This is a genomic window from Micromonospora lutea, assembly GCF_016863535.1.
Lineage (GTDB): Bacteria > Actinomycetota > Actinomycetes > Mycobacteriales > Micromonosporaceae > Micromonospora > Micromonospora lutea.
Window position 1 is genome coordinate 465,744 of the sequence record NZ_BOPB01000009.1, and the last position, 24,281, is coordinate 490,024.

Below are 24,281 nucleotides of genomic sequence, written 5' to 3' on the forward strand. Positions count from 1 at the left end.
GGATGCTACCGGCAGGCGTCCGCCGGCGGGTCCGGCACGCGCACAGGGTGACGGTTGCCCCTGCCCAGGGTGGTCGCCGGGAGCCCGTTGACCGGAGATGGGGGCGGCGTGGCAGGGTGTTGCCGTGACCGATTCCGTACCCGCCGAGGGCACCGCGCCCCTGGCCGGTCCCGCCGACGCGGCGGGCTGGCTGACCCTGCCGGACGTCGCCGAGCGGCTCGACCTGTCGATCAGCAAGGTCCACCAGATGATCCGGGACCGGGAACTGCTCGCGGTACGCCGTGACGGTGTCCGCCGGATCCCGGCCGACCTGGTGGCCAACCGCACCGTGCTCAAGCACCTGCCGGGCGTGCTCACCCTGCTGGCCGACGCCGGTTACGACGACGAGGCCGCGCTGCGCTGGCTCTACGAGCCGGACGACACGTTGACCGGTGGTAGCCCCGCGATCGCCCTCGGCGGCGACCACGCCCGTGAGGTCAAGCGCCGCGCCCAGGCCCTGGGCTTCTGAGGAGTCAGTCGGCGCGGCGGGTGGCGGCGATGGCCAGGTCCACCAGCGCCTGTCGCGCCTCGGTGTCGAGGTCGACGGCGGCGAGCGCGGCGAGCGCCGCGTCGGTGAGCGTGACGATGCGCTGCTCGGTACGGGCCAGTGCGCCGGTGTCGACGATCAGCTCCCGCAGTCGGGTCACCCCGGCAACGTCCAGATCGCCGTCACCGAGGCCGTCGAGCAGCAGCGCGCGACCGCTGTCGTCGGCGGTTTCCAGGGCCGCCGCCACCAGGTAGGTCCGTTTGCCCTCGCGCAGGTCGTCGCCGGCCGGCTTGCCGGTCTGCGTCGGGTCGCCGAATACGCCCAGCACGTCGTCGCGCAACTGGAAAGCCTCACCCAACGGCAATCCGTACGCCGAGTAGGCGATGCGGACGTCGGCGGGGGCGTCGGCCAGCGCCGCGCCGATCAGCAGCGGCCGTTCCACGGTGTACTTGGCCGACTTGTACCGGGCGACCTTGCTGGCCCGTTCCAACGAGGTGTCTCCGGTGGCCTGGGTCAGCACGTCGAGGTACTGCCCGATGGTGACCTCGGTGCGCATCTCGTCGAAGTCGGGCCGGGCGCGGGCCACCGTCCGGGGGTCGAGCCCGGCGGAGTGCAGCAGTTCGTCGGACCAGACCAGGCACAGATCGCCCAGCAGGATCGCCGCGGCGTCACCGAAGCCGTCCGCTTCGCCCACCCAGCCGGCCGATCGGTGCCGGGTGGCGAAGCGTCGATGCACCGCGGGCTCACCGCGTCGGGTGTCCGATCGGTCCATCAGGTCGTCGTGGATCAAGGCGCTGGCCTGCACGAACTCCAGTGCGGCGAGGGCGGTCACCACCGGGTCGGTGTCCACCCCACCGGCACCTCGGTAGCCCCAGTAGGCGAAGGCCGGACGCAGCCGCTTGCCGCCACCCAGCACGAACGCCTCGATCGCCTCGGCGACCGGCATCAGGGCGTCATCGATGTCGGCCATCCAGGCGCGACGGCCGGCGAGAAAATCCGCCAGCGCTTTGTCGACTCGCTGACGCAGGCTGGCACGGTCGACGGGGGAGACAGGAGCTGCATGGGTCACATCCCGACGCTAATGGGTCGGGATGCGCTGCGCCGAGCCACCCGCCCTCCGGCGCGTCGGGTCACCTGCTGATCTCGGCCGGACCGACGCCGCAGCGCGTCGTGCCGAGCGTGGCGACCCGCCGGGCCGGGAGGCGGTGCCGGGCCTGACCGCCGGACCGGACGTTTCGAGTGGCCGCAGCCCGGGCGTCGCGGTCCGGCGTCCCGTGGCCTTGCCGGCCACCGGGCCTGCGGCGGGCCTGACTGCCGAGCCGGCGGGCTGAACTGCCGGTGCCGCCAGGATCCGGAGCAGCCAGCCGCGCCAGAAGCGCCCCGGCACGCGTACCTGTCGTTCCCACCGGGAGATCTCGTGCCGACTCAGCGTGAACACGCCGGCGGCGGCACAGAGTTCGGCGGCGAGCCGGGACTGGCTCCATCCCCGGGCGACCCGTAACCGGGCCACCAACGGGCCGAGGGGTGTGGGGTGGGGCCAGACGGGGTCGGGTGGGGACGGGGACATCGATCCTCCGGCAGGGTCGGCGGGGTGGTGGCCCGACACCCGATCAGGGCGGGTCGGTGCGCACCGTCTGCTGCTGACCCCCGCGCGGCCCCCGGTGGGCTCGTGACCGCACCCGCGCAGGTGAGCAGGTTAGATCGGCGGTGCGACAGTTCTCGTCGTTGTCTCCACCGCTGGGAAGCCGGTGGGGGTCTCCGGCCCGGCCCGCTAGAGTCGGTGCGTGGCGCTCGGTCTTCCCTCGGTCCTCCCGAATCCGCATCCGGCGATCGGTGAGCTGGTCCGCGACTGCCAGCCGACCTTCTCCTTCGAGTTCATGCCCCCGAAGACGGAGCAGGGCGAGCGGCAGTTGTGGCAGGCCATCCGCGAGCTGGAGTCGCTGCGTCCCTCCTTCGTCTCGATCACCTACGGTGCCGGCGGCTCGACCCGGGACACCACGGTCGCGGTGACCGAGCGGATCGCCACCGAGACGACCCTGCTGCCGCTGGCCCACCTGACGGCGGTCAACCACTCCGTCGCCGAGTTGCGGCACGTGATCGGTCGGCTGGCCGGTGCCGGGGTGCGCAACGTGCTGGTGGTACGCGGCGACCCGCCGGGCGATCCCACCGGCGAGTGGATCCCCCACCCCGACGGCGTGCACTACGCCGAAGATCTCGTCCGCCTGGTCCGCCACTCCGGCGACTTCTGCGTCGGTGTCGCCGCCTTCCCCTACCGGCACCCGCGCTCGCCGGACGTCGACACCGACACGGAGTACTTCATCCGCAAGTGCCGGGCCGGCGCGGAGTTCGCGATCACCCAGATGTTCTTCGACGCCGACGAGTACCTTCGGCTGCGTGACCGGGTGGCCGCCGCCGGCTGCGACACCCCGATCCTGGCCGGAGTGATGCCGGTGACCCGGATCGGCACCATCGAGCGGTCCGTGCAGCTGTCCGGGGCGCCCTTCCCACCGGCGCTGGCCGCGCGGTTCGAACGGGTCGCCGACGATCCGGAGGCGGTCCGCCGGCTCGGCATCGAGCAGACCAGCGAGATGTGCCGGCGGTTGCTCGACGAGGGGGTGCCGGGGATCCACTTCATCACCTTCAACCGGTCCACCGCGACCCGGGAGATCTGGCAGAACCTGCGGGTGGGCGCCGCGACGTGACGTCCGGCGCGCGACACCTCGGCGCTGTCGCGACGGTTGAACCGTGGTGGGCAGACAGCTGAACTGGAACGAGTACGCCACGGCATGGGCCCGGCTGCACGGCGGTTTCGATCCCCGGGCCGCCACTCCGGTGGTGCGCGGTTGGCTGCGCTTCTCCTACCACCTTGGATTCCTGCTGGGCCGGCTACGGGTCGGCCCGACCGCGGTGACCGTGGTCGGGGTGCTGCTCTGCCTCTGCGTACCGCTGTTCGCCGTCCGGCCGGGCGACGGGCCGTTCCTGGGTGCGCTGTTCGTGCTGCTCGCCTCGGTCGCCGACAGTGTCGACGGGGCGGTGGCCGTGGCCACCGGTCGCACCACCCGGCTCGGCTACGTCTACGACTCGCTGGCCGACCGGCTCGGCGAGGCCGCCTGGCTGGTGGCGTTCTGGCTGGTCGGCGCGCCGGGAGCACTGGTCGCCGCGGGCGGTGCGCTCTCCTGGCTGCACGAGTACGTCCGCGCCCGCGCGGTCGCCGCCGGCATGCGGGAGATCGGCGCGGTCACCGTGGGGGAGCGACCCACCCGGGTCTGTGTGGCCATCGGTGGACTGCTGCTGGCCGGCCTGAGCGGGCTGATCGAGGCGGATCTGGCCGCCGGCACCATCACCATGGCGAGCGCGGTCTGGGTGCTGCTGGCCGCCTTCGGGCTGGGGCAGTTGCTCTCCGCCGTCCGCCGGGCGCTGATCGACGCCGGCTGAGCGGCGGCCCCCGGGACGTACCGCCCGGCTGGGCCGCGCCCGCTGGGTGCGCCCGGTGCGCTTCCCCGGCGTTAGCAAGGGACCCTTCCTCTACCGCAGGCGTTAGTAGGGGGCCCTTCCTTACACCTACCAGGCGGGGCCGATCGCCTCGGCGACGATCTGCGCGGACAGGGTCACCATCGGCAGGCCGCCGCCCGGATGGCTGGAGCCACCGACCAGCCACAGGCCCTGGACCGGTCCCCGGTTGGTCGGCCGGAGCAGGCCACCGGCCGTGCCGTAGATGGTGCCGCCCGGTGCGCCGGTGGCGGCGGCCAGGTCGGCCGGGGTGCGGACGTCGCGGAACACCAGCCGGTCGCGTACGTCCACGCCGCGTGCGGCCAGCACGTCGAGGATCCGGTCGGCGTACGCCTGTGCCAGGCCCGGCCGACGCCAGTCGACGGCCCCTGCGGCGGTGCCCTGTCGGGCGGCGTTGACCAGCACGAACCACGCCTCGTGCCCGGCCGGGCGGACAGCCGGGTCGTTCGCCACGGTGACGAAGACGGTCGGGTCGGCGGCCGGGCGGGCCCGAATCCCCCGTCCCGGATCACCGAAGACCGCGTCGAACTCGGCGTCGTAGTCGGCGGGGAAGAAGACGTTGTGATGGGCCAGCCCGGAGTCGCCGCGTACGCCGAGCAACAGCACGAAACCGGCCAGGCTGCGGTCGGTGAGCCCGGCCAGCCGGCGCGGGTCGGGCAGCAGGTCGCGGTAGACGCTGAGCGCGTCGACGTTGGCCACCACCACGTCGGCCGGGATCGGGGTGGGCGAGTCGGTGACGCGTACCCCGTGCACCCGGCCGCCCACCGCGTCGATCCGGCTGACCGTGGTGCCGGTACGCACCACCACCCCCAGGTCCAGGCAGCGCGACAGCAACGCGTCGGCGAGGGTGCCCAGCCCGCCACGTAGATACCAGCCACCGAAGGTCAGCTCGGCGTAGGGGACCGCGACCAGCGCGGCGGGCGCACGGCGCGGGTCGGCGCCGGTGTAGGTGGCGTACCGGTCCAGCAGCATCCGCAGCCGAGGATCGGAGATCAGGGCGCGACCCAGCCCACGCAGGCTCTGGCCGGGCCGGATCGCGGCCAGGTCACCCAGCCGCCAGGCCAACCGGGCCAGATCGCGCGGAGAGTCGACGCGGCGGCGCAGGATGTCGCGTTCGGAGGCCCGCCACACCCGTCCGGCACGCCGCCACAGCCGCTGCCAGTCGGCGGCGGCCCGGTCACCGAGGGCCGCGCCGATCCGGGCGGTGAACTCCGTCGGGTCGGCGCAGGAGTCGAGCACCGGGCCGCCATCGGGGAAGACGTGCCGCACGATCGGGTCCAGCGGCACCAGGTCGAGGTACTCGTCGAGCTTCGCCCCGGTCGCCTCGAACAGCTCGTGGAAGACCTCGGGCAGGGTGAACAGGCTGGGGCCGGTGTCGAAGTGGAACGAGCCCTCGGGGGTGTCCCGGCGGTGCCGTCCGAGTTTGCCGCCGACCTCCTCGGCGCGTTCCAGCACGGTCACCTGGTGCCCGGTGACGGCCAGCCGGGCTGCGGTGACCAGCCCACCCACCCCGGCGCCGACGACCACGATCCGCGCCATGTCGCGTCCTCCTAGCCGACCGGCCGGCCGCGCCAGGACAGGCGCCGCCGCTTGCGCAGATGGTACGACCGCAGGGTCAGCCAACCGAGGACCGCGACCGATACGGGGTGGCCCAGCGCGTCGGGCCATGCCCGGCCGCCGGTGGCCCGGGCGCTGACCACCCGCCCGGCCACCCCCATCAGGTACGCGCCCAGGGCGACCCCGGCCACCATCGGCGCACCGGCGACCAGCGCCGCGACGGCCACCAGCGGTGGTGCGGTGTAGAGCGCCAGGAGCAGGGCCAGCACCACGGCCGCGCCGGTCGGATGCCCAAACGAGGCCCACAACGACTTGGTGTAGCCGTCACGCAGCTGCGGCCAGTCCTCGTACATCCGGCAACTGGCCAGCCGGGAGCCGTCGGCGAGGGCGATCCGGCCACCGGCCCGCTTCACCGCCCGGGCCAGCTCGATGTCCTCCAGCACCCGGTCGGCGACCGCCGCGTGCCCACCGGCGCGCAGGTAGCCGGCCCGATCGACGACCAGGAACTGTCCGCCGGCAGCGGCCAGCGACGGCCGTGACGACCGCTCCATCGCCCGCAGCGGCAGGAAGGTCAGCCACAGCCACTGCAACAGCGGCTGCACCAGCCGGTCGGCCGCCGTCCGCACCACGATCCGTGGGTACGGCGACAGCAGCGTCGCCCCGGCGGCACGCAGTTCGGTGACCGCCGCCGCCACGGCGTACGGGTCGAGTACCACGTCGGCGTCGACGAAGACCAACGCGGTGGCCGACTCGTCGGCGCGGGTGGCCAACTGCCAGCAGGCGTGCGGCTTGCCCAACCAGCCCGGCGGCGGGGTCATCCCGGTGAGCAGGGTGACCCGGGGATCGTCGGCGACAGTCGCGCGCACCACCTCGGCGGTGCCGTCGGTGGAGCCGTCGTCGAGTACCACCACGCGAAGTCCGGGAACTCCCCGCTGAGCGAGCAGGGCGCGCAGGCACGGGGCGACCCGGTCGGCCTCGTCGCGCAGCGGCAGCAGCACCGCCACCGTCTCGGTGATCTCTTCCGGGCGGCCGGTCGGTCGGCGTAGCCAGCGGTTGGCGTTGACCACGGTGTGCGCGGTCAGCACGGTGACGCCGAGCAGCAGGACCAGCGCGACGGTCATGCTGCCGCGTCGACCGGGGAACGCGGCGAACCGGTGTCACGCTCGCGGGTCCGCCGGGCCCGTAGCAGGGTGACGGCCAGTGGTACGGCGACCACCGCCATGCCGACCGCGCCCCATACCGCCGAGGCGGGCAGGTCGAGGAAGACCGCGTGGGCCAGCACGCTGGAGCCGTACGTCCACAGGTAGAGCGCGTACATCGGGTGGTCGCCGTCGCCGGTGGTGGTCACGGTGGACCCGGCGAGCGGGCGGAGCGCGGTCATCATCAGCACCGCGAACAGCAGCCAACCCAGGTAGTTGCTGACCGGGATGCCGGGCAGGCCGGGCAGGGCCGGAGTGGGATCGCGCCACACCCAGTGCCCCTCGGCCACCATCTGCGGATCGAGGAAGAGGTCCCAGGCGGCCAGCCCGACGGTGGCCAACGCGATCCGGCCCGGCCAGCGCCACCGACCGGACGATCCGCCGGTGAGCCGGGTGGCCGCCAGCCAGGCCGGCCAGGCCATCCAGGTCCAGGCCAGCGGGATGATCAGTGGAACGCCGGCCAGTTTCGGGCCGAGCTGGCCGGAGTAGTCGTAGCTGCCGAACGGGAAGCCGGTGGCCACGCCGAGCGCCTCGATGGCGAATCCGCCGCCGGTGGCCACCGTGACCAGCGCCGCCGCCGCTCGTGGCCCCCGGCTGAGCAGCGCGTGACCGACCGAGAGCAGGTAGCCGAGCACGACGGTGGCCACGGTCAGCCGGGCCCGGGTGACCCCGCCGGTCAGCGGGTAGCAGATCTGCGCCAGCACCAGCAGGGCCAGCAACGTCCAGGCGTAGCCGCGGGCCGGTGCCGGTGCGGTCATGACCGCACCGGCGGTGCGGTCGACGCCGGTGGTGTCGATCCGGGCACGGGTAGCGGCAGTTCCCGGCCGAGCACCCCGAACGGGCGCTCATCGCCGGGGAAACGGAAGTCGCGCAGCACGTCGACGAAGCCGAACCGGCGGTACAGTCGCCAGGCGCGCGAGGTCTGCTCGTCGGCCTCCGGGGTGGACAGCAGGGCGGTGGCACCCTCGGCCATGGTGAGCAGGGCGCGCAGTTGCCCGGCACCCAACCCGTGCCCCTGGGCCGGTGGCCGCACGTGCAGCTCGACCACCTCGAAGCAGTCCGTGAGCCAACGCTGACGGGTGGCCTGGTCCAGTGCCCGCCAGACCTGGTCGTGCCACCACTGACCGGTGGCCCCGACGTAGCCGTACCCGAAACCGGCCAGGTGACCGGAGCTGGTGAGGCTGGCCACCGCGCGGAAGCCGGGCCGGCGTACGTGGGTGGCGATGTAGCCTCGGCGGGCCTCCAGCAGGTCGGCACGGTAACCCATCGCCTCGCCGTAGACGGCCACCACGTCGTCCAGCCGCCGGAGGAGATCGTCCGGTGTCCACCGCACCAACCTCATGCCCGCTCACCCTTCGCCGGGTCACCGTCGTCGGTGACCCACCCCAGTACCGTCCGGTCGCCGACCACGTCCCGCACCTCGAACCGAGCGAAGAGCTCCTCCGCGTACCACCGTTGGGTCTCCGTCCGGATGATCGCGGACCGGTGCTGCGGGTGACGGTACGCGAACGCCACGAGATCCGCCGGGTCACGCCACACGCTCACCGTGCCCTGCCAGCCCAGCGGTGCCTCGCCGACGCCGAAGCGGGCCAGCAGCCCGGGTGCGGCGTGCAGGGCCGTGGCCACCGGCGGGACCGCTCGCCAGAAGGCGAGTGCCCGCGTCGGGCGTAGCCGGGCCCGGGTCAGCGCCAGCACCGGGCCGGTGACCCGGCCGCCGGTGGGCTCACCGAACGGCCGCCGTCTCGACCATTCACCCCGGCTGGTCAGCGGTCGAAGGTCGAGTCGGACACCCGCGCGGGCGAGACCGGACCAGGCCCGTGCCACCGGCGAGTCGGCGAACCGGGCGGCCGCGACGGGGGAGTCCCAGACCGTCAACGCCGCCCACCGGGTCAGGTCCGCGTCGCCGGGCCCGAAGCCGGTGCCGGTCCCGGTGCCGAGCAGCTTGCCGAACCGTACGCCGGGCAGAGCCCGTAGTCGGCGCGGGTCGACCGCCATCCGGGTCAGGGCCCGGCCCACGGCGGCCGGCGCGATCCGCCACACGTGCAGGGTGACCAACTCGGGGACAAGTTCCGGGTGACTCACGCCGCCACCTCGCTGCGCTCGCCGCCGACGCGAGGCACCACTGTGCTGTGCCTGATGGTTCGCTCGCTTCGCTCGTTCACGCCACGTCGGTCGGGGTTCCGCCGGTGACCCGCAGCAGTTCGGCGTACGTGGTGGGGAAGACCGCCTGCGGTACGCCACCAGCAGCCCAGATCTCGTCGTACTTGTCCAGGGCGGTGTCGACCAGCGTGCGCAGCGGCTGCGGGTGACCCACCGGGGCGACCCCGCCGATCACCTGCCCGGTGTGTTCCTTGACGAACTGTGGGGTGGCCCGGCGCAGCCGGGTGACGGCGAGCCGGTTGGCCAGGCCGGTGGTGTCCACCCGGTGCGCGCCGGAGGTGAGCACCAGCAGCGGGGTTCCGTCGGCGTCGAAGACGAGCGAGTTGGCGATGGCGCCGACGTCGACGCCGAGCGCCTCGGCGGCGGCTGCGGCGGTGTGCACGGCGTCGGGTAGCAGGCGGACCGTGGCGGGCGCGTCGGAGCCGTTCCGGGCGTTCGCGGCGTCGAGAGCGTCCTGCACCGCCCGGACATTCGGGTGTGACTGCATGCCGCCATTGTTCCCGGTGCGCGGACCGTCCGCGCAGCCGGCCACGTCGTCCGCAAGGAGCCCGATGGTGCCGGCGCGTCACACGTTGCGTTTTCGTCGGCGGGAGGGTGTACTGTCAGCAGTAGTTAGAACGAGTGTTCGATTGCCTCGAACGTTCGTTCCAACCCCTCTCGGAGGCGGGTGTTTCGCGGCACCGGCTTCCGACAGGTGCGGTGCCGCGGACCGCACCTGGGCTCCGGGCAGTCGCGAGTCCGGGCCCGTCAGGCAGGACCGTCGTCCGCCGCCCAACGACCCCCGGGCGGCGGACGACGGACCCGCCGGTAACGCCGGCCGGGTGTGGTGTGGGGAAGCTCCACATCCGGCCGGCCACCCACCTGGTGCGTCTTCCTCCGCACCGACCGCCGCGGGCTTGCGCGTCGACGGATCCGACTCCGTCCGTTGCGCCTGCCCGCCCCGGCTCATCTGGAGGAGAGACCATGCCGACCAGTCCGGCTCAGGCACCGGTGGTGCCCGCGCATGTGCTGCCGCACCGCACTCCCGTCCAGTTGCTCGCGGTGGCCCGGCAGGGGCTCACCGAGGCCGCCCGGACCGGCCCCGACGGCCTCCGGTACGCCGCCGCCCATCTCGCGGCCCTGCGCGCCGCCGCCGCGGTGCTCGCCGCCCGCGCCCGTCCCGCGCCCGTCCGCCGCCACCGGATCACCAGCGTCTGGGTTCTGCTCGCCAGCGTCGCCCCCGAGCTCGACGAGTGGGCCGGCTACTTCGCCCTCGGTGCCGGTAAGCGGGCCGCCGCCGAGGCCGGCATACCCCGGGTGGTGACCGCCCGGGAGGCCGACGACCTGCTCCGCGCCGCCGAGGAGTTCGTGACGGTGGTGGAGGCGGCGCTCGGCCTGGCGCACCAGCCGGCGATCGAGGGTCTCGTCGCCTGAGCCGCGGCGTCCGGTCCGCCATGGCGGGACCCAGGGTGGGCCGGACGTCGCCCCGCCACGCGCACGTTCCTGTGATCCACGACAGCACCATCCACGGGCCGGATGTCCGTGGCGACGACGGGGGAGGTCCGATGGCGGGCCGCATGGTGGTCGGTTCCGCCGCGCTGGCCGGGCTGGTCCGTCCGGCCAGCGCACCCGACCCGGCGGGTGGGCACCGGGTGCTGCCCGTGCGACCCGAGCTGACCGGGTTGCTGCCCAACCGGGGTCTGCGACGCGGCAGCACCATCGCGGTCGGTGGCGGGCAGCATCGACCCAGCGGCACCGCCTCGTTGTTGCTGGCGCTGCTCGCCGAGGCGTCCCGCACCGGATCATGGTGTGCCGTGGTCGGGATGCCGACCTTCGGAGCCGGGGCGGCGGCCGAGGCCGGCATCGCCCTGGACCGGCTCGCCCTGGTGCCGCAGCCCGGCCCGGAATGGCCCACCGTCGTCGCCGCGCTCATCGACGGGGTCGATGTGGTGGTCACGGCGGTCCCGTCGACCGTCTCCGCCTCCGTGGCTGACCGGTTGGCCGCCCGCGCCCGGCAACGGGGCAGCGTGCTGGTGCCGTACGGCCGGTGGGAGGGCGCGGACGTGACACTCCAGGTGGTGCGTGGCATCTGGCAGGGGCTCGGCGCGGGGCGGGGGCGGCTACGTCGCCGGGAGGTGACCATCTCGGCTCGCGGGCGAGGTGCCGCCGCCCGGCCCCGGGAGGTCAAGGTCTGGTTGCCCGGGGACGACCACACCCGGATCGTCCCCGGCCCGGCGGTGACCGCTCGGTCGGGTGCCACTCGCCTGCGGGTGGTGGCGGGTCGTGGGTGAACCGGTCCGGACGCTGCTGCTGTGGTGCCCGGACTGGCCGGTACTCGCCGCCGAGATCGTCGACGGGGTGCCCGCCACCGGGGCGGTCGCGGTGCTGCACGCCAATCGGGTGATCGCCTGCTCGGAGCGGGCTCGCGCCGAGGGGGTACGCCGGGGGCTGCGTCGGCGGGAGGCGCAGGGACGCTGCTCCGAGCTCACCGTCGTCGACCACGATCCGGGGCGGGACGCGCGGGCGTTCGAGCCGGTGGTGGCCGCGGTGGAGGAGGTGGCGGTCGGGGTCGAGGTGATCCGTCCCGGTGCCTGTGCGCTGGCCGCGCGGGGACCGAGCCGCTATCTGGGTGGTGAGGAAGCAGCCGCCGAGCGGATCGTCGAGCACGTCGCCCTCAGTTGCGCGGTGGAGAGCCAGGTCGGTGTCGCCGCCGGGGTCTTCGCCGCGGGACTGGCCGCCCGGGAGGGGCGGATCGTGCCGCCCGGCGGGACGTCGGAGTTCCTGGCCGGTCAGCCCGTCGAGGCGCTCGGCCGTCCCGCCCTGGTCGACCTGCTGCGCCGGCTCGGGGTGCGTACGCTCGGCGACTTCGCCGCGCTGCCCGCCGGCGACGTGCTGGCCCGGTTCGGGTTCGACGGGGCGTTGGCCCACCGGCTGGCCGCCGGACGGGACGACCGGCCACTCGCGGTGCGGCGTCCGCCGGTGGACCTGACGGTCACCGCCGACCTGGACGAGCCGATCGACCGGATCGACGTGGCGGCGTTCGCGGCCCGGACGCTGGCCGAGCAACTGCACGAACGGCTCGCCGGGTACGGACTGGCCTGCACCCGTCTGGGCATCGAGGCGGTCACCGCGCACGGTCAGGAACTGCACCGGGTCTGGCGGCACGATGGGTTGCTCACCGCGGCGGCGATCGCCGACCGGGTCCGCTGGCAACTGGACGGCTGGCTCTCCGGTGCTCGTGGCGGTGACCGGCCGGCCCGTCCCACGGCCGGGATCATCCGGTTGCGGCTGCTGCCGGACGGGGTGCTGGCCCGGGCCGGCCTGCAGCCCGGGCTGTGGGGGGAGACCGGCGCGGAACGCGAGCGGGCGCACCGCGCGTTGAGCCGGGTGCAGGGGCTGCTCGGCCCCGAGGCGGTGGTCACCGCCGTGCTCGGCGGGGGACGGTCCCCGGCCGACCAGACCCGGCTGGTGCCCTGGGGCGACGAACGCCTCCCGTCCCGCCCCGGTCCGCCGCCGCTACCGGGCGAGCCGGTCGCACACCCCGGCGGCGCGGCTGCTCCCGGCGTTGCCGGGGGATCGGCTGCCGTGGGGGCGGCTGGGGTCGGCGCTGACAGGTCCGGGTCCGGGTGGAAGCCGAACCGGGCCGGCGGTCGGGCGAATTCCGGGCCGGCCGTACCGCCCTGGCCGGGGCGACTGCCACCGCCCTCACCGGCCGTGGTGCTGCCCGTCCCGCTCACCGCGAGCGTGCTCGACGCCACCGGCGCGCCGGTCGTGGTGAGCGCCCGGCTGGCGGTCAGCGCGCCACCGGCCCGGCTGCGCATCAGCCCGGTGCCACCGCAGGCCACCAGCTCCACTCCCGCCCCGGGCTCCGCCGCTTCGGTCGCCGCCCTTCGTGGTGGCACGGTCGCGTCGGTCGAGATCGTCGGCTGGGCCGGCCCGTGGCCGGTCGACGAGCGATGGTGGGCCCCGGCCGAGGCCCGCCGCCGAGCCCGGTTCCAGGTCAGCCTGGCCGACGGCAGCGCCCTGCTGCTCGCCGTCGAGTCCGGCCAGTGGCTGCTGGAGGCGATCTATGACTGACGTGAATGTCAGTGCGAAACAGCCCCCCGGAGGGTCGTTTCGTACCAAGATTCACCGGGTCTTCCGGTGAGTTTCCACAATCCGCGGTTGCCGTGGTGGGAGTTGGAGCGGGTGCTCTCCGGGCAGGGTGGCGGGGCGGGCAACGGTGGCGGGGCGGGTGAGGGTGGCGGGGCGGGCGACGGCGGGCGGCGGCACCTGCATGTGGTGGATCCGCTCGCGGTCGACGCCGACGGGGGTGACTCGCCGGCCTGGAGCCGGCGGCGGGAGCACTACCGGCCGCCGGAGCTGACCCGGCCCGAGGGCGTGCCGGCGTACGCCGAACTGCACGCGCACACCAACTTCAGTTTTCTCGACGGTGCCAGCCACCCCGAGGAGCTGGCCGAGGAGGCCGTCCGGTTGGGGCTCACCGCGCTCGCCGTCACCGACCACGACGGTTTCTACGGTGTGGTGCGGTTCGCCGAGGCGGCCCGCGCGCTGAGCCTGCCGACGATCTTCGGAGCGGAGTTGTCCCTCGGTCTGCCCGGCCCGCAGAACGGCGTACCCGACCCGCACGGCAACCACCTGCTGTTGCTGGCCCACGGTCACGAGGGGTACGCCCGGCTGGCCACGACGATCGCCCGCGCCCAGTTGCGGGGCGGTGAGAAGGGCCGCCCGGTCTACGGCGAGCTGGAGGAGATCGCCGCCGACCTGCGCGACCACGTGCTGGTGCTCACCGGCTGCCGTAAGGGGCACGTACCGGCCGCCCTGCTCACCGAGGGGGTCGACGCGGCAGCCCGCGAGCTGGACCGGCTCACCACGCTGTTCGGCGCGGAGACGGTGGCGGTGGAGCTGACCGACCACGGGCATCCGATCGACGGTGACCGCAACGAGGCCCTGGCCGAGTTGGCCGGGGCCGCCGGGCTGCCCACGGTGGCCACGAACAACGTGCACTACGCGACCCCGGGGCGGCGTCGGTTGGCCACCACACTGGCCGCTGTCCGGGCCCGGCGCAGCCTGGACGAGATCGACGGCTGGTTGCCCGCGGCGGGTACCGCCCATCTGCGGGACGGTGCCGAGATGGCGGCCCGGTTCGCCGCCTACCCGGGTGCGGTGGCCCGAGCCGCCGAGTTCGGCGCCGAGCTGGCCTTCGATCTCCAGCTCGTCGCGCCGCAACTGCCGGCGTACCCGGTGCCGCCGGGGCACACCGAGATGAGCTGGCTGCGCCACCTCACCGAGGCCGGCGCGCGGGAACGCTACGGCCCGCGCGAGGCGCACCCGCAGGCGTACGCGCAGCTCGACCACGAGCTGAACATGATCGAGGAACTGGGCTTCCCCGGCTACTTCCTGGTGGTGTACGACATCGTCGACTTCTGCCGCCGGAAGGACATCTACTGCCAGGGCCGGGGTTCGGCGGCGAACTCGGCGGTCTGCTACGCGCTGCGGATCACCAACGTGGACGCGGTCCGGCACCGGTTGCTGTTCGAACGGTTCCTGGCTCCCGAACGTGACGGGCCGCCCGACATCGACGTGGACATCGAGTCCGACCGCCGGGAGGAGGTCATCCAGCACGTCTACGCCCGGTACGGCCGGGAGCACACCGCCCAGGTCGCCAACGTGATCTCCTACCGGCCCCGCTCCGCGGTGCGGGACGTGGCCAAGGCGTTCGGCTTCCCACCCGGCCAGCAGGACGCGTGGAGCAAGCAGATCGACCGGTGGGGCGAGGTGGCCACGATGGACGTACCGGAGATCCCCGAGCAGGTGGTCGCGTACGCCAACGAGCTGCAGACGTTCCCCCGGCACCTGGGCATCCACTCCGGTGGCATGGTGATCTGCGACCGGCCGGTGATCGAGGTCTGCCCGGTGGAGTGGGGTCGGATGCCCGGCCGCAGCGTGCTCCAATGGGACAAGGACGACTGCGCCGCCGTCGGACTGGTCAAGTTCGACCTGCTCGGCCTCGGCATGCTGTCCGCACTGCACTACGGCTACGACATGATCGGGATGAGCCTGGACCTCGGCGACATGGCGCTGGACGACCCCGAGGTCTACGACATGCTCTGCCGGGCCGACTCGGTCGGGGTGTTCCAGGTGGAGAGTCGAGCCCAGATGGCCACCCTGCCCCGGCTGCGGCCCCGCGAATTCTACGACCTGGTGGTCGAGGTGGCGCTGATCCGGCCCGGGCCGATCCAGGGCGGCTCGGTGCATCCGTACATCCGGCGCAAGAACGGCCAGGAGCCGGTGACCTTCGCGCACCCGCTGATGCGCAACGCGCTGGAGAAGACCCTCGGCGTGCCACTGTTCCAGGAGCAGCTGATGCAGCTCGCCATCGATCTGGCCGGCTTCGACGCGGCCGAGGCCGACCAACTGCGCCGGGCGATGGGCGCCAAACGGTCGGTGCAGCGGATGGAGCAGATCGCCGACCGGCTCTACGCCGGCATGGCGGAGCGCGGCATCACCGGCGAGTTGGCCGACGACGTCTACCGCAAGCTCACCGCGTTCGCCAGCTACGGTTTCCCGGAGAGCCACGCGATGAGTTTCGCCTACCTGGTCTACGCCAGTTCCTGGCTGAAGCGCTACCACCCGGGCCCGTTCCTGGCCGCGCTGCTGAGCGCCCAGCCGATGGGTTTCTATTCGCCGCAGACCCTGGTCGACGATGCCCGCCGGCACGGCGTGGAGGTTCGCCGCCCGGACGTCAACGCCAGCGGCGCGAAGCCGGTGCTGGAGTCCACCCCGGAGACCCGCTGGGGCAGTCAGCCGGGGGAGCCACCGCACGCCTGGGGGCTGGGCGGGCCGGCCGTGCGGCTCGGACTGTCCAGTGTGCGTACCCTCGGCGAAGGCGTGGCCGAGCGGATCGAGGCCGAGCGGACGGCGAACGGGCCGTACCGCGACATGCCGGACCTGGCCCGGCGGGTGGGTCTGACCGCCGCGCAGTTGGAGGCGCTGGCCACTGCGGACGCCTTCGCCTGTTTCGGGATGACCCGCCGGCAGGCGCTCTGGGCGGCCGGCGCGGCGGCCCAGGAGCGGCCCGGCCGGTTGCCCGGCACGGTGACCGGTACGGCGGCACCAGTGCTGCCCGGGATGGAGGAGGTGGACCGGTTGGTCGCCGACGTCTGGGCCACCGGGTTGTCGCCGGAGAGCCATCCGGCCCGGTTCATCCGTCCGCAACTGGATGCCGTGGGCGCGGTGCCGATCGACCGGTTGGGCCGGGTGGAGCCGGGTCGGCGGATCCGGGTCGGTGGGATCGTCACCCACCGGCAACGGCCGGCGACGGCGGGTGGGGTCACCTTCCTCAACCTGGAGGACGAAACCGGCATGCTCAACGTCACCTGCTCGCCGGGGCTGTGGCAGCGGCATCGGCGGGTGGCCCGCACCAGCGCGGCGTTGGTGGTGCGGGGGCGGCTACAGCGGCACGAGGGGGTGGTCAACCTGGTCGCCGACCGGTTGGACGCCATCGAACCACCGGTCCGCCCCACCTCCCGGGACTTCCGCTGACGGCAGGACGACGGCGGGCAGGTGCCCCCTGGCGATCTGTTCCCGGCTGACTAGGCTCGACCGAGTGGAACAGACCTCAGGCCCGGCCGGGCCGCCGCTCACCCCCCGTACCGCCGTGGTCTGGTCGGTGCTGCGCGCCGAGCTGGACCGTCGGCCGGCCACCGAGCTGACCGTGCTGGACGTGGGGGGTGGCACCGGCGGGTTCGCGGTGCCGCTGGCCCGGGCCGGGCACCGGGTGACCGTGGTCGACGCCAGTCCCGACGCGCTCGCCGCGCTCAGTCGCCGGGCCGCGGAGGCGGGGGTGGCCGAGCGGGTACGCGCGGTGCAGGGCGACGGCGACGCGTTGGCCGGGTTGGTCGAGCCGGCCAGCGTCGACCTGGTGCTCTGCCACGCCGTGCTGGAGGTCGTCGACGACCCGGCCCCGGTGGTGTCCGCGCTCGCCGGTGTGCTGCGACCGGGTGGTGCGGCGAGTGTGCTGGTCGCCGGGCGGGCCGCTGCGGTGCTCGGCCGGGCGATGAACGGGCACCTCGATGTGGCGGCGACGCTGGCCGCCGACCCGGCGGGTGCCGCCGGCGCCCGGGACACCCTGCGCCGCCGTTTCGACGTCGAGGGCGCCGCCGCGCTGCTGGCCGCCGCCGGGCTGAGCGTGGAGGAGATCCACGGCGTACGCGTCCTCGCCGACCTGCTGCCCGCGGCGGTGGCGGACGGTCAGGCCGCTGCGCTGGTCGAGTTGGAGCGGACGCTAGCCGCGCGACCACCCTGGCGGGACGTCGCGGCCCAGCTGCACCTGTTCGCCCGCCGCCCGGCATGACCGGCCCCGCCGGCACCCCCGTTCCCGGCCCCCGGCCGGTGTTAGGAGGGGGCCCTTCCTATACAGCAGGCGTTAACAAGGTGCCCTTCCTTACTCCCGTCGCGCCGGGATATGGGGGCGGGAGCCTCGCCGACGTGCTGCCCAGCGCGCTGGCCGTGCTCGGCGTCCCCGGTGTCGCGGACCCGCTCGGTCTGGCCGCCGAGCTGTCGGGGGTACGCCGGATCGCGGTACTGCTGGTCGACGGCCTCGGCTGGTACCAGATCCCGACCGCCGCACCGCACGCGCCGACGCTGGCCGGGCTGGCTGCCGCGTCGGGGCGTCCGCTCACCTCCGGATTCCCCTCCACCACCCCCACCAGCCTGGTCACCCTCGGCACCGGCGTGGCCTCCGGCGCGCACGGGGTGATCGGCTTCACCGTGCGCGTCCCCGGCACCGAGCGGGTGCTCAACCACATCGAGTGGCGCGACGGCGACCCCGATCCGCTGCGCTGGCAGCCGGTCCCCACCCAACTCGAACGGGCCCGGGCGGCGGGAGTGGCGGTCACCGTGGTGAGCCGGCCGGAGTTCGGCGGCACCGGCCTGACCCTGGCCGCGAATCGGGGCGGTGACTACCGGGGCGCGGCCGGGGTCGACGCGGTGGCCGCCACCACGCTGGCCGCGCTGACCGCAGGCCCCGGCCCGACCCTGGTGTCCGCCTACCACCCGGACGTCGACCGGCACGGTCACCTCAGCGGCGTCGACTCGCTGCCGTGGCGGGCGGCGGTGACCGAGTTGGACGGGTTGTTGGCCCGGCTGGTGGACGGACTGCCGTCCGACGCCGCGCTGCTGGTCACCGCCGACCACGGGCAGCTCAACATCCCCGACACCGACCGGTTCGACCTGGACACCGACCCCCGGCTGACCGACGGGGTGCAGGTGGTCGCGGGCGAGCCCCGGGTGCGCTACCTGCACGTCGCCCCGGGGGCCACCGCCGACGTGGTGGCCGCCTGGTCGGCCGTGCTCGGCACCGCCGCCCGGGTGCTGACCCGGGAGGAGGCGGTGGCCAGCGGCCGGTTCGGGCCGGTGGCCACCGGCCACCTGGACCGGATCGGCGACGTCGTGGTGGTCTGCAACGACACGTACGCCGTGCTGGCCAGTCGGTCGGAACCGCCGATGGTGTCCCGATTGGTGGCCTTCCACGGTGCGGACACGGCGGCCGAGATGACGATTCCACTGCTGGTGGTGCGGGGCTGACCGGCGAGGATGTCGCTCTCGCGGGCTAATCTGCGCGGGTGGGCCGCAGCCAGTCGCTCCCCCGGGGCGGCGATTCCCGGTTCGGAGCCGACGCCGATGACGCCGGGTGTCCGATCCTGCACGTCGACATGGACGCCTTCTACGCCTCGGTGGAGGTCCGTCATCGACCAGAGCTGCGCGGCCGTGCCGTCGTGGTCGGCGGGCTCGGCCCGCGCGGCGTGGTCAGTTCGGCCAGCTACGAGGCCCGGCGGTACGGCGTACGCAGCGCCATGCCCACGATGCGGGCCCGGGCGCTCTGCCCCCACGCGGTCTTCCTCGCCCCCGACTTCGCCAGCTACTCGGCGGCCTCGCGAGCGGTCATGCAGATCCTCCGTGACGTCACGCCGCTGGTCGAGCCACTCTCTCTGGACGAGGCGTTCCTCGACGTCGCCGGTGCCCGGCGACTGTTCGGGCGGCCGGCGGCGATCGCCCGCCGCATCCGGGAGCGGGTCGCCGAGGAGCAGGAGCTGACCTGCTCGGTAGGGGTCGCACCAAGCAAGTTCGTGGCCAAGCTCGGCTCGACCCGGGCGAAGCCCGACGGTCTGCTCGTGGTGCCAACCGACCGGGTGCTCGAATTCCTCCACCCGCTTCCGGTCGCCGCGCTGTGGGGGGTGGGGGAACGCTCCGAGCAGGCACTGCTGCGGCTCGGTCTGCGTACCGTCGGTGATGTGGCGCAGGCCCCGCTGGGGATGCTGCGGACCGCGCTCGGCGAGGCGGTTGCCGCGCACCTGCACGAGCTGTCCTGGGGGCGCGACCCACGCCGGGTCAACCCGGAGCAGGCGGAGAAGTCGATCGGCGCGGAGGTCACCTTCGACGTGGACGTCGACGATCCGGCCGAGATCCGTCGTACGCTGCTGGCCCTGGCCGAGAAGGTCGGCGCCCGGCTACGGGCCGCCGGTCAGGTGGGACGGACGATCTCGCTCAAGGTGCGTTTCGCCGACTTCCGCACGGTGAGCCGGGCCCGCACCCTGGACGTGCCCACCGATGTGGCCCGGGAGTTGTTCGACACGTCGTGGGCGCTCTACACCGCGTTGAACCCGGGTGAGCGGATCCGTCTGCTCGGCGTCCGGGCGGAGGGACTGACCGCGGCGGCGGAAACCCCGCAGCAGCTCACCCTCGGGCAGCCGGAGCGCGGCTGGCGGGAGGCGGAGGTCGCCGCGGACGCGGCGGCCGCCCGTTTCGGGCGATCCGTCATAGGACCGGCCAGTCTTCTCAGCGGGCGCGATCCCCGACGAAACGAAAATCCGACCCGGCCGTAGGTCGTCCCGCTTTCCGACGCGCGAGGGCCCTCGTAGACTTGCGGGTAAGCAGCCGGTTGGCTGCCACGGTCTGTCGGTCCGACCGGACCGACCAACGTGACCGGGGAGGAGTGCCGTGCCGCTCTCGGAGCACGAGCAGCGGCTGTTCGAGCAGATCGAGCGGTCGCTTGCCGAGGACCCCAAGTTCGCCTCGGCCGTGCGCGCCAGCGATCCGCGCTTCCACGCGCGGCGTCGCCTGCTCGTCGCTGCCGGCGTGATCATCGCTGGTTTGGCGTTGCTGGTCTATGGCGCGGTGATCAAGACTCCGCCGTTGGCAGTGGCGGGATTCGTAGTCATGTTGGCCTCGGCCGCGTTCGCGGTGCAGTCGCACCGTCGGGCGCAGTCACCCGACCTGCACGTCGTCGGGGGCACGGCGAGTCGTCGCCGGTCCCGAGGCCGTGCCGGCCGGAAGTCGGGTTTCCTCGACCGGATGGAGGACCGGTGGCGGCAGCGCCCGGAGGGGCACCGCTGACCCCGTTCCGCCACTGACGCGGAAACACGTCACCCCGGGCCGACCTGCCCGGGGTGAGTGCCGTGTGTCGTCACGGGCATCCGACCGTCCGGCGTTGATCAAGAAGTTTGCGTCGGCTCCCAGCGCGGATCACGACGCAAACTTCTTGATCAACCCCTTGGTGTGGTCAGCGGCCGGCGCGACTGGCGATCAGCCGACGGGGGCTGAAGCGCAGCAGCCTTCGGCGCACCTGCCCGCCGGAGGCGACCAGGCGTGACGAGGTGTCCGCGATGGCGGTGCGCCACCGGTACAACACCGACGGCGGCAACACGGTCGCCATCAGCCGGGTACGCCGACCCGCCCGCTCGGCGAGCGCACCGCGCACCGTTCGCAGGGCCGCCGGCAGCGGCTCGCCGGTCAACGGATCCCGGGCGTAGCGGGCCCGTTCCTCCGCCTGCCCGAGCAGCCGTGCCGCCGACGCGGCATCGGTCTGGGTGGCCAGCGGCTCCCGGGCCAACCGCTCCGCCGTCGCCCGTGGGGTCTCCGTGCGGTCCACCCCGACCCGGTAGTCGACGAGCGTGTCGATCAGTTCGTCCCAGGCGGCGTGCGCGTCGGCCCGCGCGCGGTCCGGATCGGTGACGACCACCGCGACTGGCTGTCCGGTCGCGGACGGATCCGCGTCCGGCGCGTCGACCGCCCGCACCGCCGGTGCCGGCCGGCCCCGACGGCGACGCAGGGCGAGCCGGCGCAGCGCGGGCACGGCGAGCAGGACCAGCAGGGCCAGGACACTGGCGGCGACCAGCCAGGGCCAGCGGGATCGCTGCTCGGCGGGAGTGTCGGAGCCCGCCAGCGCGCCCGGGTCCTCACCCTCCTCGAACTGGTTGGGTCCCTGCTCCGCCTCGGCCGACGGATCCGTCTCGTCGGGGGTGTCCGAGGTGCCGTTCTGCGGCGTGCTCTCCTCCGGGGCGTCCACGTCCGGTGCCCACGCCGAGCGGGTCGAGCCGGGCACGCCGTAGGCCGGAGTGGCGTCGAAGGGCACCCAGCCGATCTGGTCGAAGTAGACCTCCGTCCAGGCGTGCAGGTTGCGGTTGGTCAGTGTGAGGGTGTCGTCGCTGCGCCGGCTGCCGTTGGTGAACCCGAAGGCGACGCGGGCCGGGATGCCCGCGTCGCGGACCATCCAGGCCAACGCCGCGGCGTACTGCTGGCAGTAGCCGACCTTGGTCTCCAGGAAGTCGAGGATCGCCTCGCCACTGGTGCCCTGCTCGGTGCTGAGCCGGTAGCTGAAGCCGTTGTCCTCGGAGAAGTAGTCGTAGATGGCCCGCACCTTGTCGTACTCGGTGCGGGCACCCCGGACCAGATCTGCCACCAGAGCCCGGACCTCCGGCACGTCCGGCGTCACGGTCTGCTGCCGACGCAGGGGCAGGTCCGCCGGCAGCGGTTGGGCCCGCCGCAGCGCCTGCGGACTGTACGACGAGCGTACGTAGTCGAAGGAGTACTCCTTGCCTCGGGAGTTCTCGCGGTTGGAGAAGACGACCTGCAGGTTCGGGTCGTAGAACCAGTTGTTGCCCAGCTCGGCGAAGCCGACCGGTTCGGCGTAGACCGGCAGCAGCGGCATGTTCAGCTCCCGGCTCACTTGCACGGTGGCGCGTTGCCGGGTCCGTTCGACGCCTGGCAGCGATCGCCGTGACGGGTCGGGTAGTTCGCCGGTGACCCGTCGACCGTTCGGACCGCGCACCCGGAAGCCGTCGGTACGCAGGTCGTCGGCGACCCCGAAGCGTAGGTAGAACGGCTCCTTCTCGGTGGTGGTGACCGTCACCAGGTCGGTCACCTGGGACTGGTTGAGCTGCCCACTGAGCGCGGCGAAGAGGTCGACCCGACCGGGTGAGCCACCGAACCCGGGACCGATGCCGGAGCCGGCACCGGAGTTGAGTGTGGTCATCAATCCGGCGGTCATCCCCGGCACGGCCAACGGCACCAGCACGGCCAGGGCGAGACCCACCACCGCCAGTCGACGGCCGGCGGCGGCCAGCGGCGACGACTCCCAGACGTCGACGTCGCGGCCGTCGCCGGTGAACCGTCGGCCGAACCGGCGGACCCGGTCCACGTTGTCGGTGACCAGCAGCCACAGGAAACCGGCGGCGCCGATCGCGAACGGCACCGGCGGGACACTGTCCACGTAGACGGCCACCGGCACCGAGTAGATGGCCAGCATGGGCAGGCCGGCCAGGGCGGGGCGGCGTAGTCCGACGCAGAGCATGTCCACCAGCACCGCCACCCCGCCGATGCCGAGCACGGTGACGAACAGCAGCGGGTCGGTGTCCGGGACCTTCACGCCGTGGGAGCGCATGTCCTCGACCGAATTGCCGAGCAGTTCCGCGAAGTGCCCGAAGGTGGCCGGGGTCGGCAGCACCGCCAGCAGTTCGCCACCGCTGGGAAACAGCCAGGTCAGGGCAAGCGTGAGGCCGCCGACCATGGCCAGGACCTGCACCCACAGCGGGGTCCGACCGAGCCGGGCCAGCGCTGCCGCGGCCGCCACCGCGGCCACCGCGATGACTGCCTGGACCAGCCACGTCCAGTGTTCGAAGATGGCCGACAGGGGCGCCGCCGCGAGCAGCGTCGCGCTGGCGGCCACCAGGCCCAGGTTCCGATGGGCGATCATGAGGGGGACCTTCCGTTCATCGCACGCCACCGGACACGGTCTCGGCCAGCGCCGCGCGTAGCGCGAACCCCTGCGAGCCCCGCCCGGCCTGTGGCCAGAGCGCGGGCAGCCGGCCGCCGTGGTCGACGCCGATCACCCGCCAGCCGGAATGCAGCAGCGCCAGCGCCGCGGTGTCGTGCGCCTGATCGGCCTCGGCCCGCGCGGGCGTCGGCAGGTTCAGCCAGGTGGAGCTGTCCAGCAGGAAACAGACGCAGGTGGCGCCGTTGGCCCGCAGCCCGGCCAACAGCTCCGCCTCGGCGGTGCTCAGCGACCCGAACAGGCCAATGATCAGCCCGCCGTCGGCGCGCTGCCGGACGTGCTGCACCAGGGTGGTGATCTCGACCCGCTGATCCAGCCGAACCTCCGCGAGCTGGTCGAGCAGCAGGCCGTCACCGGCGCCCTCGGTGGCGTCGACGTCCGCGCCCGAGCCGGTCACCAGGCGCAGCTTGTAGCCGGCCTGCCGTAGGTGTACGGCGATGCTGGCGGCGGCCGAGACCGCCCACTCGAAGCTGGCCGTCGGGCCGTCGCCCTGGTGGCCGTACGCGCGGGTGTCCAGCAGCACGGTCGCCCGGCTCTCCCAGGGCTGCTCCTCCCGTCGCACCATCAGCTCGCCGGTGCGCGCGGTCGACTTCCAGTGCACCCGGCGCAGGTCGTCGCCGCGCCGGTACTCCCGGGTGGCCGCGTCGTCCTCGCCGTGCACCGCCACCGAGCGGGCCCGGCTCTCGCCGCTGCCGGCGTACTCGCCGGGCAGCCGCACCGAGGGCAGCGGAACCACCTGCGGGACGACCGTGAGGCGGTCGGTGCTGGGGAAGGAGCGGGTGAGTTCGCAGAGCCCGAAGGGGTCGGTCATCCGGACCACCAGCGGGCCCACCTCGTACCGGCCGCGCACGTCGGCGCGCACCGTGTACGCCACGGAACTGGCCTGATGCGCGCCGAGACGCTCCAGCACCACCCGGGGTCGGCTGCCGAGGGCGTACGGGAGCCGGTCCTCCAGCAGCAGGGTGCCGGTGGGCAGCCGGGACATGTTCTGCAGCCGCAGCACCACCCGGGCGGTCGCGCCGACCGGCACCCGGTGTGGTTCCAACGACCGGTGACAGGCGAGCTTGTAGCGGCTGCGGCCGACGTAGATCGCGGCGAGTAACGGCAGCACGGCCAGCAGCACGGCCACCCGCAGCAGATCCTTCTCGCCGAGGATGCCGGCGGAGATGGCCGCCGCCACCGCCGCGGCCAGGAAGGAGCGGCCGCGGGTGGTCAGTCCACGCAGGCCGTCACGCAC

21 protein-coding genes are annotated in these 24,281 nt (G+C 73.7%); 11 read left to right on the plus strand and 10 right to left on the minus strand.

Features of this window, described 5'->3' with window-relative positions:
- Window positions 1–97 precede the first annotated feature (97 nt).
- The gene (locus tag Vlu01_RS09910) at window positions 98–508 is read left to right on the plus strand and encodes an Rv2175c family DNA-binding protein (protein WP_373307330.1); all 411 of its coding nucleotides are present in this window, start codon (window positions 98–100) and stop codon (window positions 506–508) included.
- Window positions 509–512: 4 nt separating this feature from the next.
- Here Vlu01_RS09910 and Vlu01_RS09915 read toward each other — a convergent pair whose 3' ends face one another.
- A complete protein-coding gene (locus tag Vlu01_RS09915) occupies window positions 513–1,595 on the minus strand; it encodes a polyprenyl synthetase family protein (RefSeq protein WP_203996831.1) in 1,083 nt (360 codons plus the stop codon).
- 9 nt (window positions 1,596–1,604) lie between these two features.
- On the minus strand, window positions 1,605–2,093 hold the full coding sequence (locus tag Vlu01_RS09920; protein WP_203996832.1) for a helix-turn-helix domain-containing protein: 489 nt from the start codon (window positions 2,091–2,093) through the stop codon (window positions 1,605–1,607).
- Window positions 2,094–2,310: 217 nt separating this feature from the next.
- Here Vlu01_RS09920 and metF point away from each other — a divergent pair, with 217 nt between their 5' ends.
- Both metF and Vlu01_RS09930 read left to right on the plus strand, forming a co-directional pair.
- On the plus strand, window positions 2,311–3,228 hold the full coding sequence (gene metF, locus Vlu01_RS09925) for a methylenetetrahydrofolate reductase [NAD(P)H] (protein WP_203996835.1): 918 nt from the start codon (window positions 2,311–2,313) through the stop codon (window positions 3,226–3,228).
- A 43-nt stretch (window positions 3,229–3,271) separates the two neighbouring features.
- Window positions 3,272–3,961 (plus strand): CDP-alcohol phosphatidyltransferase family protein, encoded by a 690-nt coding sequence (locus Vlu01_RS09930; RefSeq protein ID WP_203996837.1) that lies wholly within the window; start codon window positions 3,272–3,274, stop codon window positions 3,959–3,961.
- Between the two features lie 126 nt (window positions 3,962–4,087).
- On the opposite strand, the gene Vlu01_RS09935 is transcribed toward Vlu01_RS09930, so the two are convergent.
- From Vlu01_RS09935 to Vlu01_RS09960, 6 genes are all read right to left on the minus strand, one after another.
- Entirely contained in the window at window positions 4,088–5,575 is a 1,488-nt protein-coding gene (locus Vlu01_RS09935) for a phytoene desaturase family protein (RefSeq protein WP_203996839.1), read from the minus strand.
- An 11-nt stretch (window positions 5,576–5,586) separates the two neighbouring features.
- Complete coding sequence (locus Vlu01_RS09940) at window positions 5,587–6,714, minus strand: glycosyltransferase family 2 protein (protein ID WP_203996846.1); 1,128 nt, start codon at window positions 6,712–6,714, stop codon at window positions 5,587–5,589.
- On the minus strand, window positions 6,711–7,550 hold the full coding sequence (locus Vlu01_RS09945; RefSeq protein WP_203996848.1) for a carotenoid biosynthesis protein: 840 nt from the start codon (window positions 7,548–7,550) through the stop codon (window positions 6,711–6,713). The genes Vlu01_RS09940 and Vlu01_RS09945 overlap by 4 nt, the downstream gene beginning before the upstream one ends.
- Window positions 7,547–8,134 carry a GNAT family N-acetyltransferase gene (locus Vlu01_RS09950; RefSeq protein WP_203996850.1) on the minus strand — a complete coding sequence of 196 codons (588 nt, stop codon included), beginning with the start codon at window positions 8,132–8,134 and terminating at the stop codon, window positions 7,547–7,549. The genes Vlu01_RS09945 and Vlu01_RS09950 overlap by 4 nt, the downstream gene beginning before the upstream one ends.
- The gene (locus Vlu01_RS09955) at window positions 8,131–8,874 is read right to left on the minus strand and encodes a monooxygenase (RefSeq protein WP_203996851.1); all 744 of its coding nucleotides are present in this window, start codon (window positions 8,872–8,874) and stop codon (window positions 8,131–8,133) included. The genes Vlu01_RS09950 and Vlu01_RS09955 overlap by 4 nt, the downstream gene beginning before the upstream one ends.
- 76 nt (window positions 8,875–8,950) lie before the next feature.
- Entirely contained in the window at window positions 8,951–9,439 is a 489-nt protein-coding gene (locus Vlu01_RS09960; RefSeq protein WP_203996853.1) for a YbaK/EbsC family protein, read from the minus strand.
- 476 nt (window positions 9,440–9,915) lie between these two features.
- Between Vlu01_RS09960 and Vlu01_RS09965 the strand changes: the two genes are divergently transcribed.
- The 8 genes from Vlu01_RS09965 (at window position 9,916) to Vlu01_RS10000 (ending at window position 20,328) form a co-directional block, all read left to right on the plus strand.
- Complete coding sequence (locus Vlu01_RS09965; protein ID WP_203996855.1) at window positions 9,916–10,365, plus strand: SAV_6107 family HEPN domain-containing protein; 450 nt, start codon at window positions 9,916–9,918, stop codon at window positions 10,363–10,365.
- A 131-nt stretch (window positions 10,366–10,496) separates the two neighbouring features.
- Window positions 10,497–11,222: a DnaE2-dependent mutagenesis accessory factor ImuA' gene (imuA', locus tag Vlu01_RS09970; RefSeq protein WP_203996857.1), complete on the plus strand. Its 726-nt coding sequence runs from the start codon at window positions 10,497–10,499 to the stop codon at window positions 11,220–11,222.
- On the plus strand, window positions 11,215–13,008 hold the full coding sequence (locus Vlu01_RS09975) for a DNA polymerase Y family protein (RefSeq protein ID WP_203996859.1): 1,794 nt from the start codon (window positions 11,215–11,217) through the stop codon (window positions 13,006–13,008). The genes imuA' and Vlu01_RS09975 overlap by 8 nt, the downstream gene beginning before the upstream one ends.
- 66 nt (window positions 13,009–13,074) lie before the next feature.
- Window positions 13,075–16,476: an error-prone DNA polymerase gene (locus Vlu01_RS09980; protein ID WP_203996861.1), complete on the plus strand. Its 3,402-nt coding sequence runs from the start codon at window positions 13,075–13,077 to the stop codon at window positions 16,474–16,476.
- 46 nt (window positions 16,477–16,522) lie between these two features.
- A complete protein-coding gene (locus tag Vlu01_RS09985) occupies window positions 16,523–17,287 on the plus strand; it encodes a methyltransferase domain-containing protein (protein ID WP_203997115.1) in 765 nt (254 codons plus the stop codon).
- Window positions 17,284–18,519 (plus strand): alkaline phosphatase family protein, encoded by a 1,236-nt coding sequence (locus Vlu01_RS09990; protein ID WP_203996863.1) that lies wholly within the window; start codon window positions 17,284–17,286, stop codon window positions 18,517–18,519. Before Vlu01_RS09985 ends, Vlu01_RS09990 begins: the two co-directional genes overlap by 4 nt.
- 38 nt (window positions 18,520–18,557) lie before the next feature.
- Complete coding sequence (locus tag Vlu01_RS09995) at window positions 18,558–19,817, plus strand: DNA polymerase IV (protein ID WP_203996865.1); 1,260 nt, start codon at window positions 18,558–18,560, stop codon at window positions 19,815–19,817.
- Window positions 19,818–19,932: 115 nt separating this feature from the next.
- Complete coding sequence (locus Vlu01_RS10000) at window positions 19,933–20,328, plus strand: SCO2097 family morphological protein (protein WP_203996867.1); 396 nt, start codon at window positions 19,933–19,935, stop codon at window positions 20,326–20,328.
- A 166-nt stretch (window positions 20,329–20,494) separates the two neighbouring features.
- Here the strand turns inward: Vlu01_RS10000 and Vlu01_RS10005 are convergent, their stop codons facing one another.
- Together Vlu01_RS10005 and Vlu01_RS10010 are read right to left on the minus strand one after the other, a co-directional pair.
- Complete coding sequence (locus Vlu01_RS10005; RefSeq protein WP_203996869.1) at window positions 20,495–22,966, minus strand: transglutaminase TgpA family protein; 2,472 nt, start codon at window positions 22,964–22,966, stop codon at window positions 20,495–20,497.
- A 16-nt stretch (window positions 22,967–22,982) separates the two neighbouring features.
- A complete protein-coding gene (locus tag Vlu01_RS10010; RefSeq protein ID WP_203996871.1) occupies window positions 22,983–24,281 on the minus strand; it encodes a DUF58 domain-containing protein in 1,299 nt (432 codons plus the stop codon).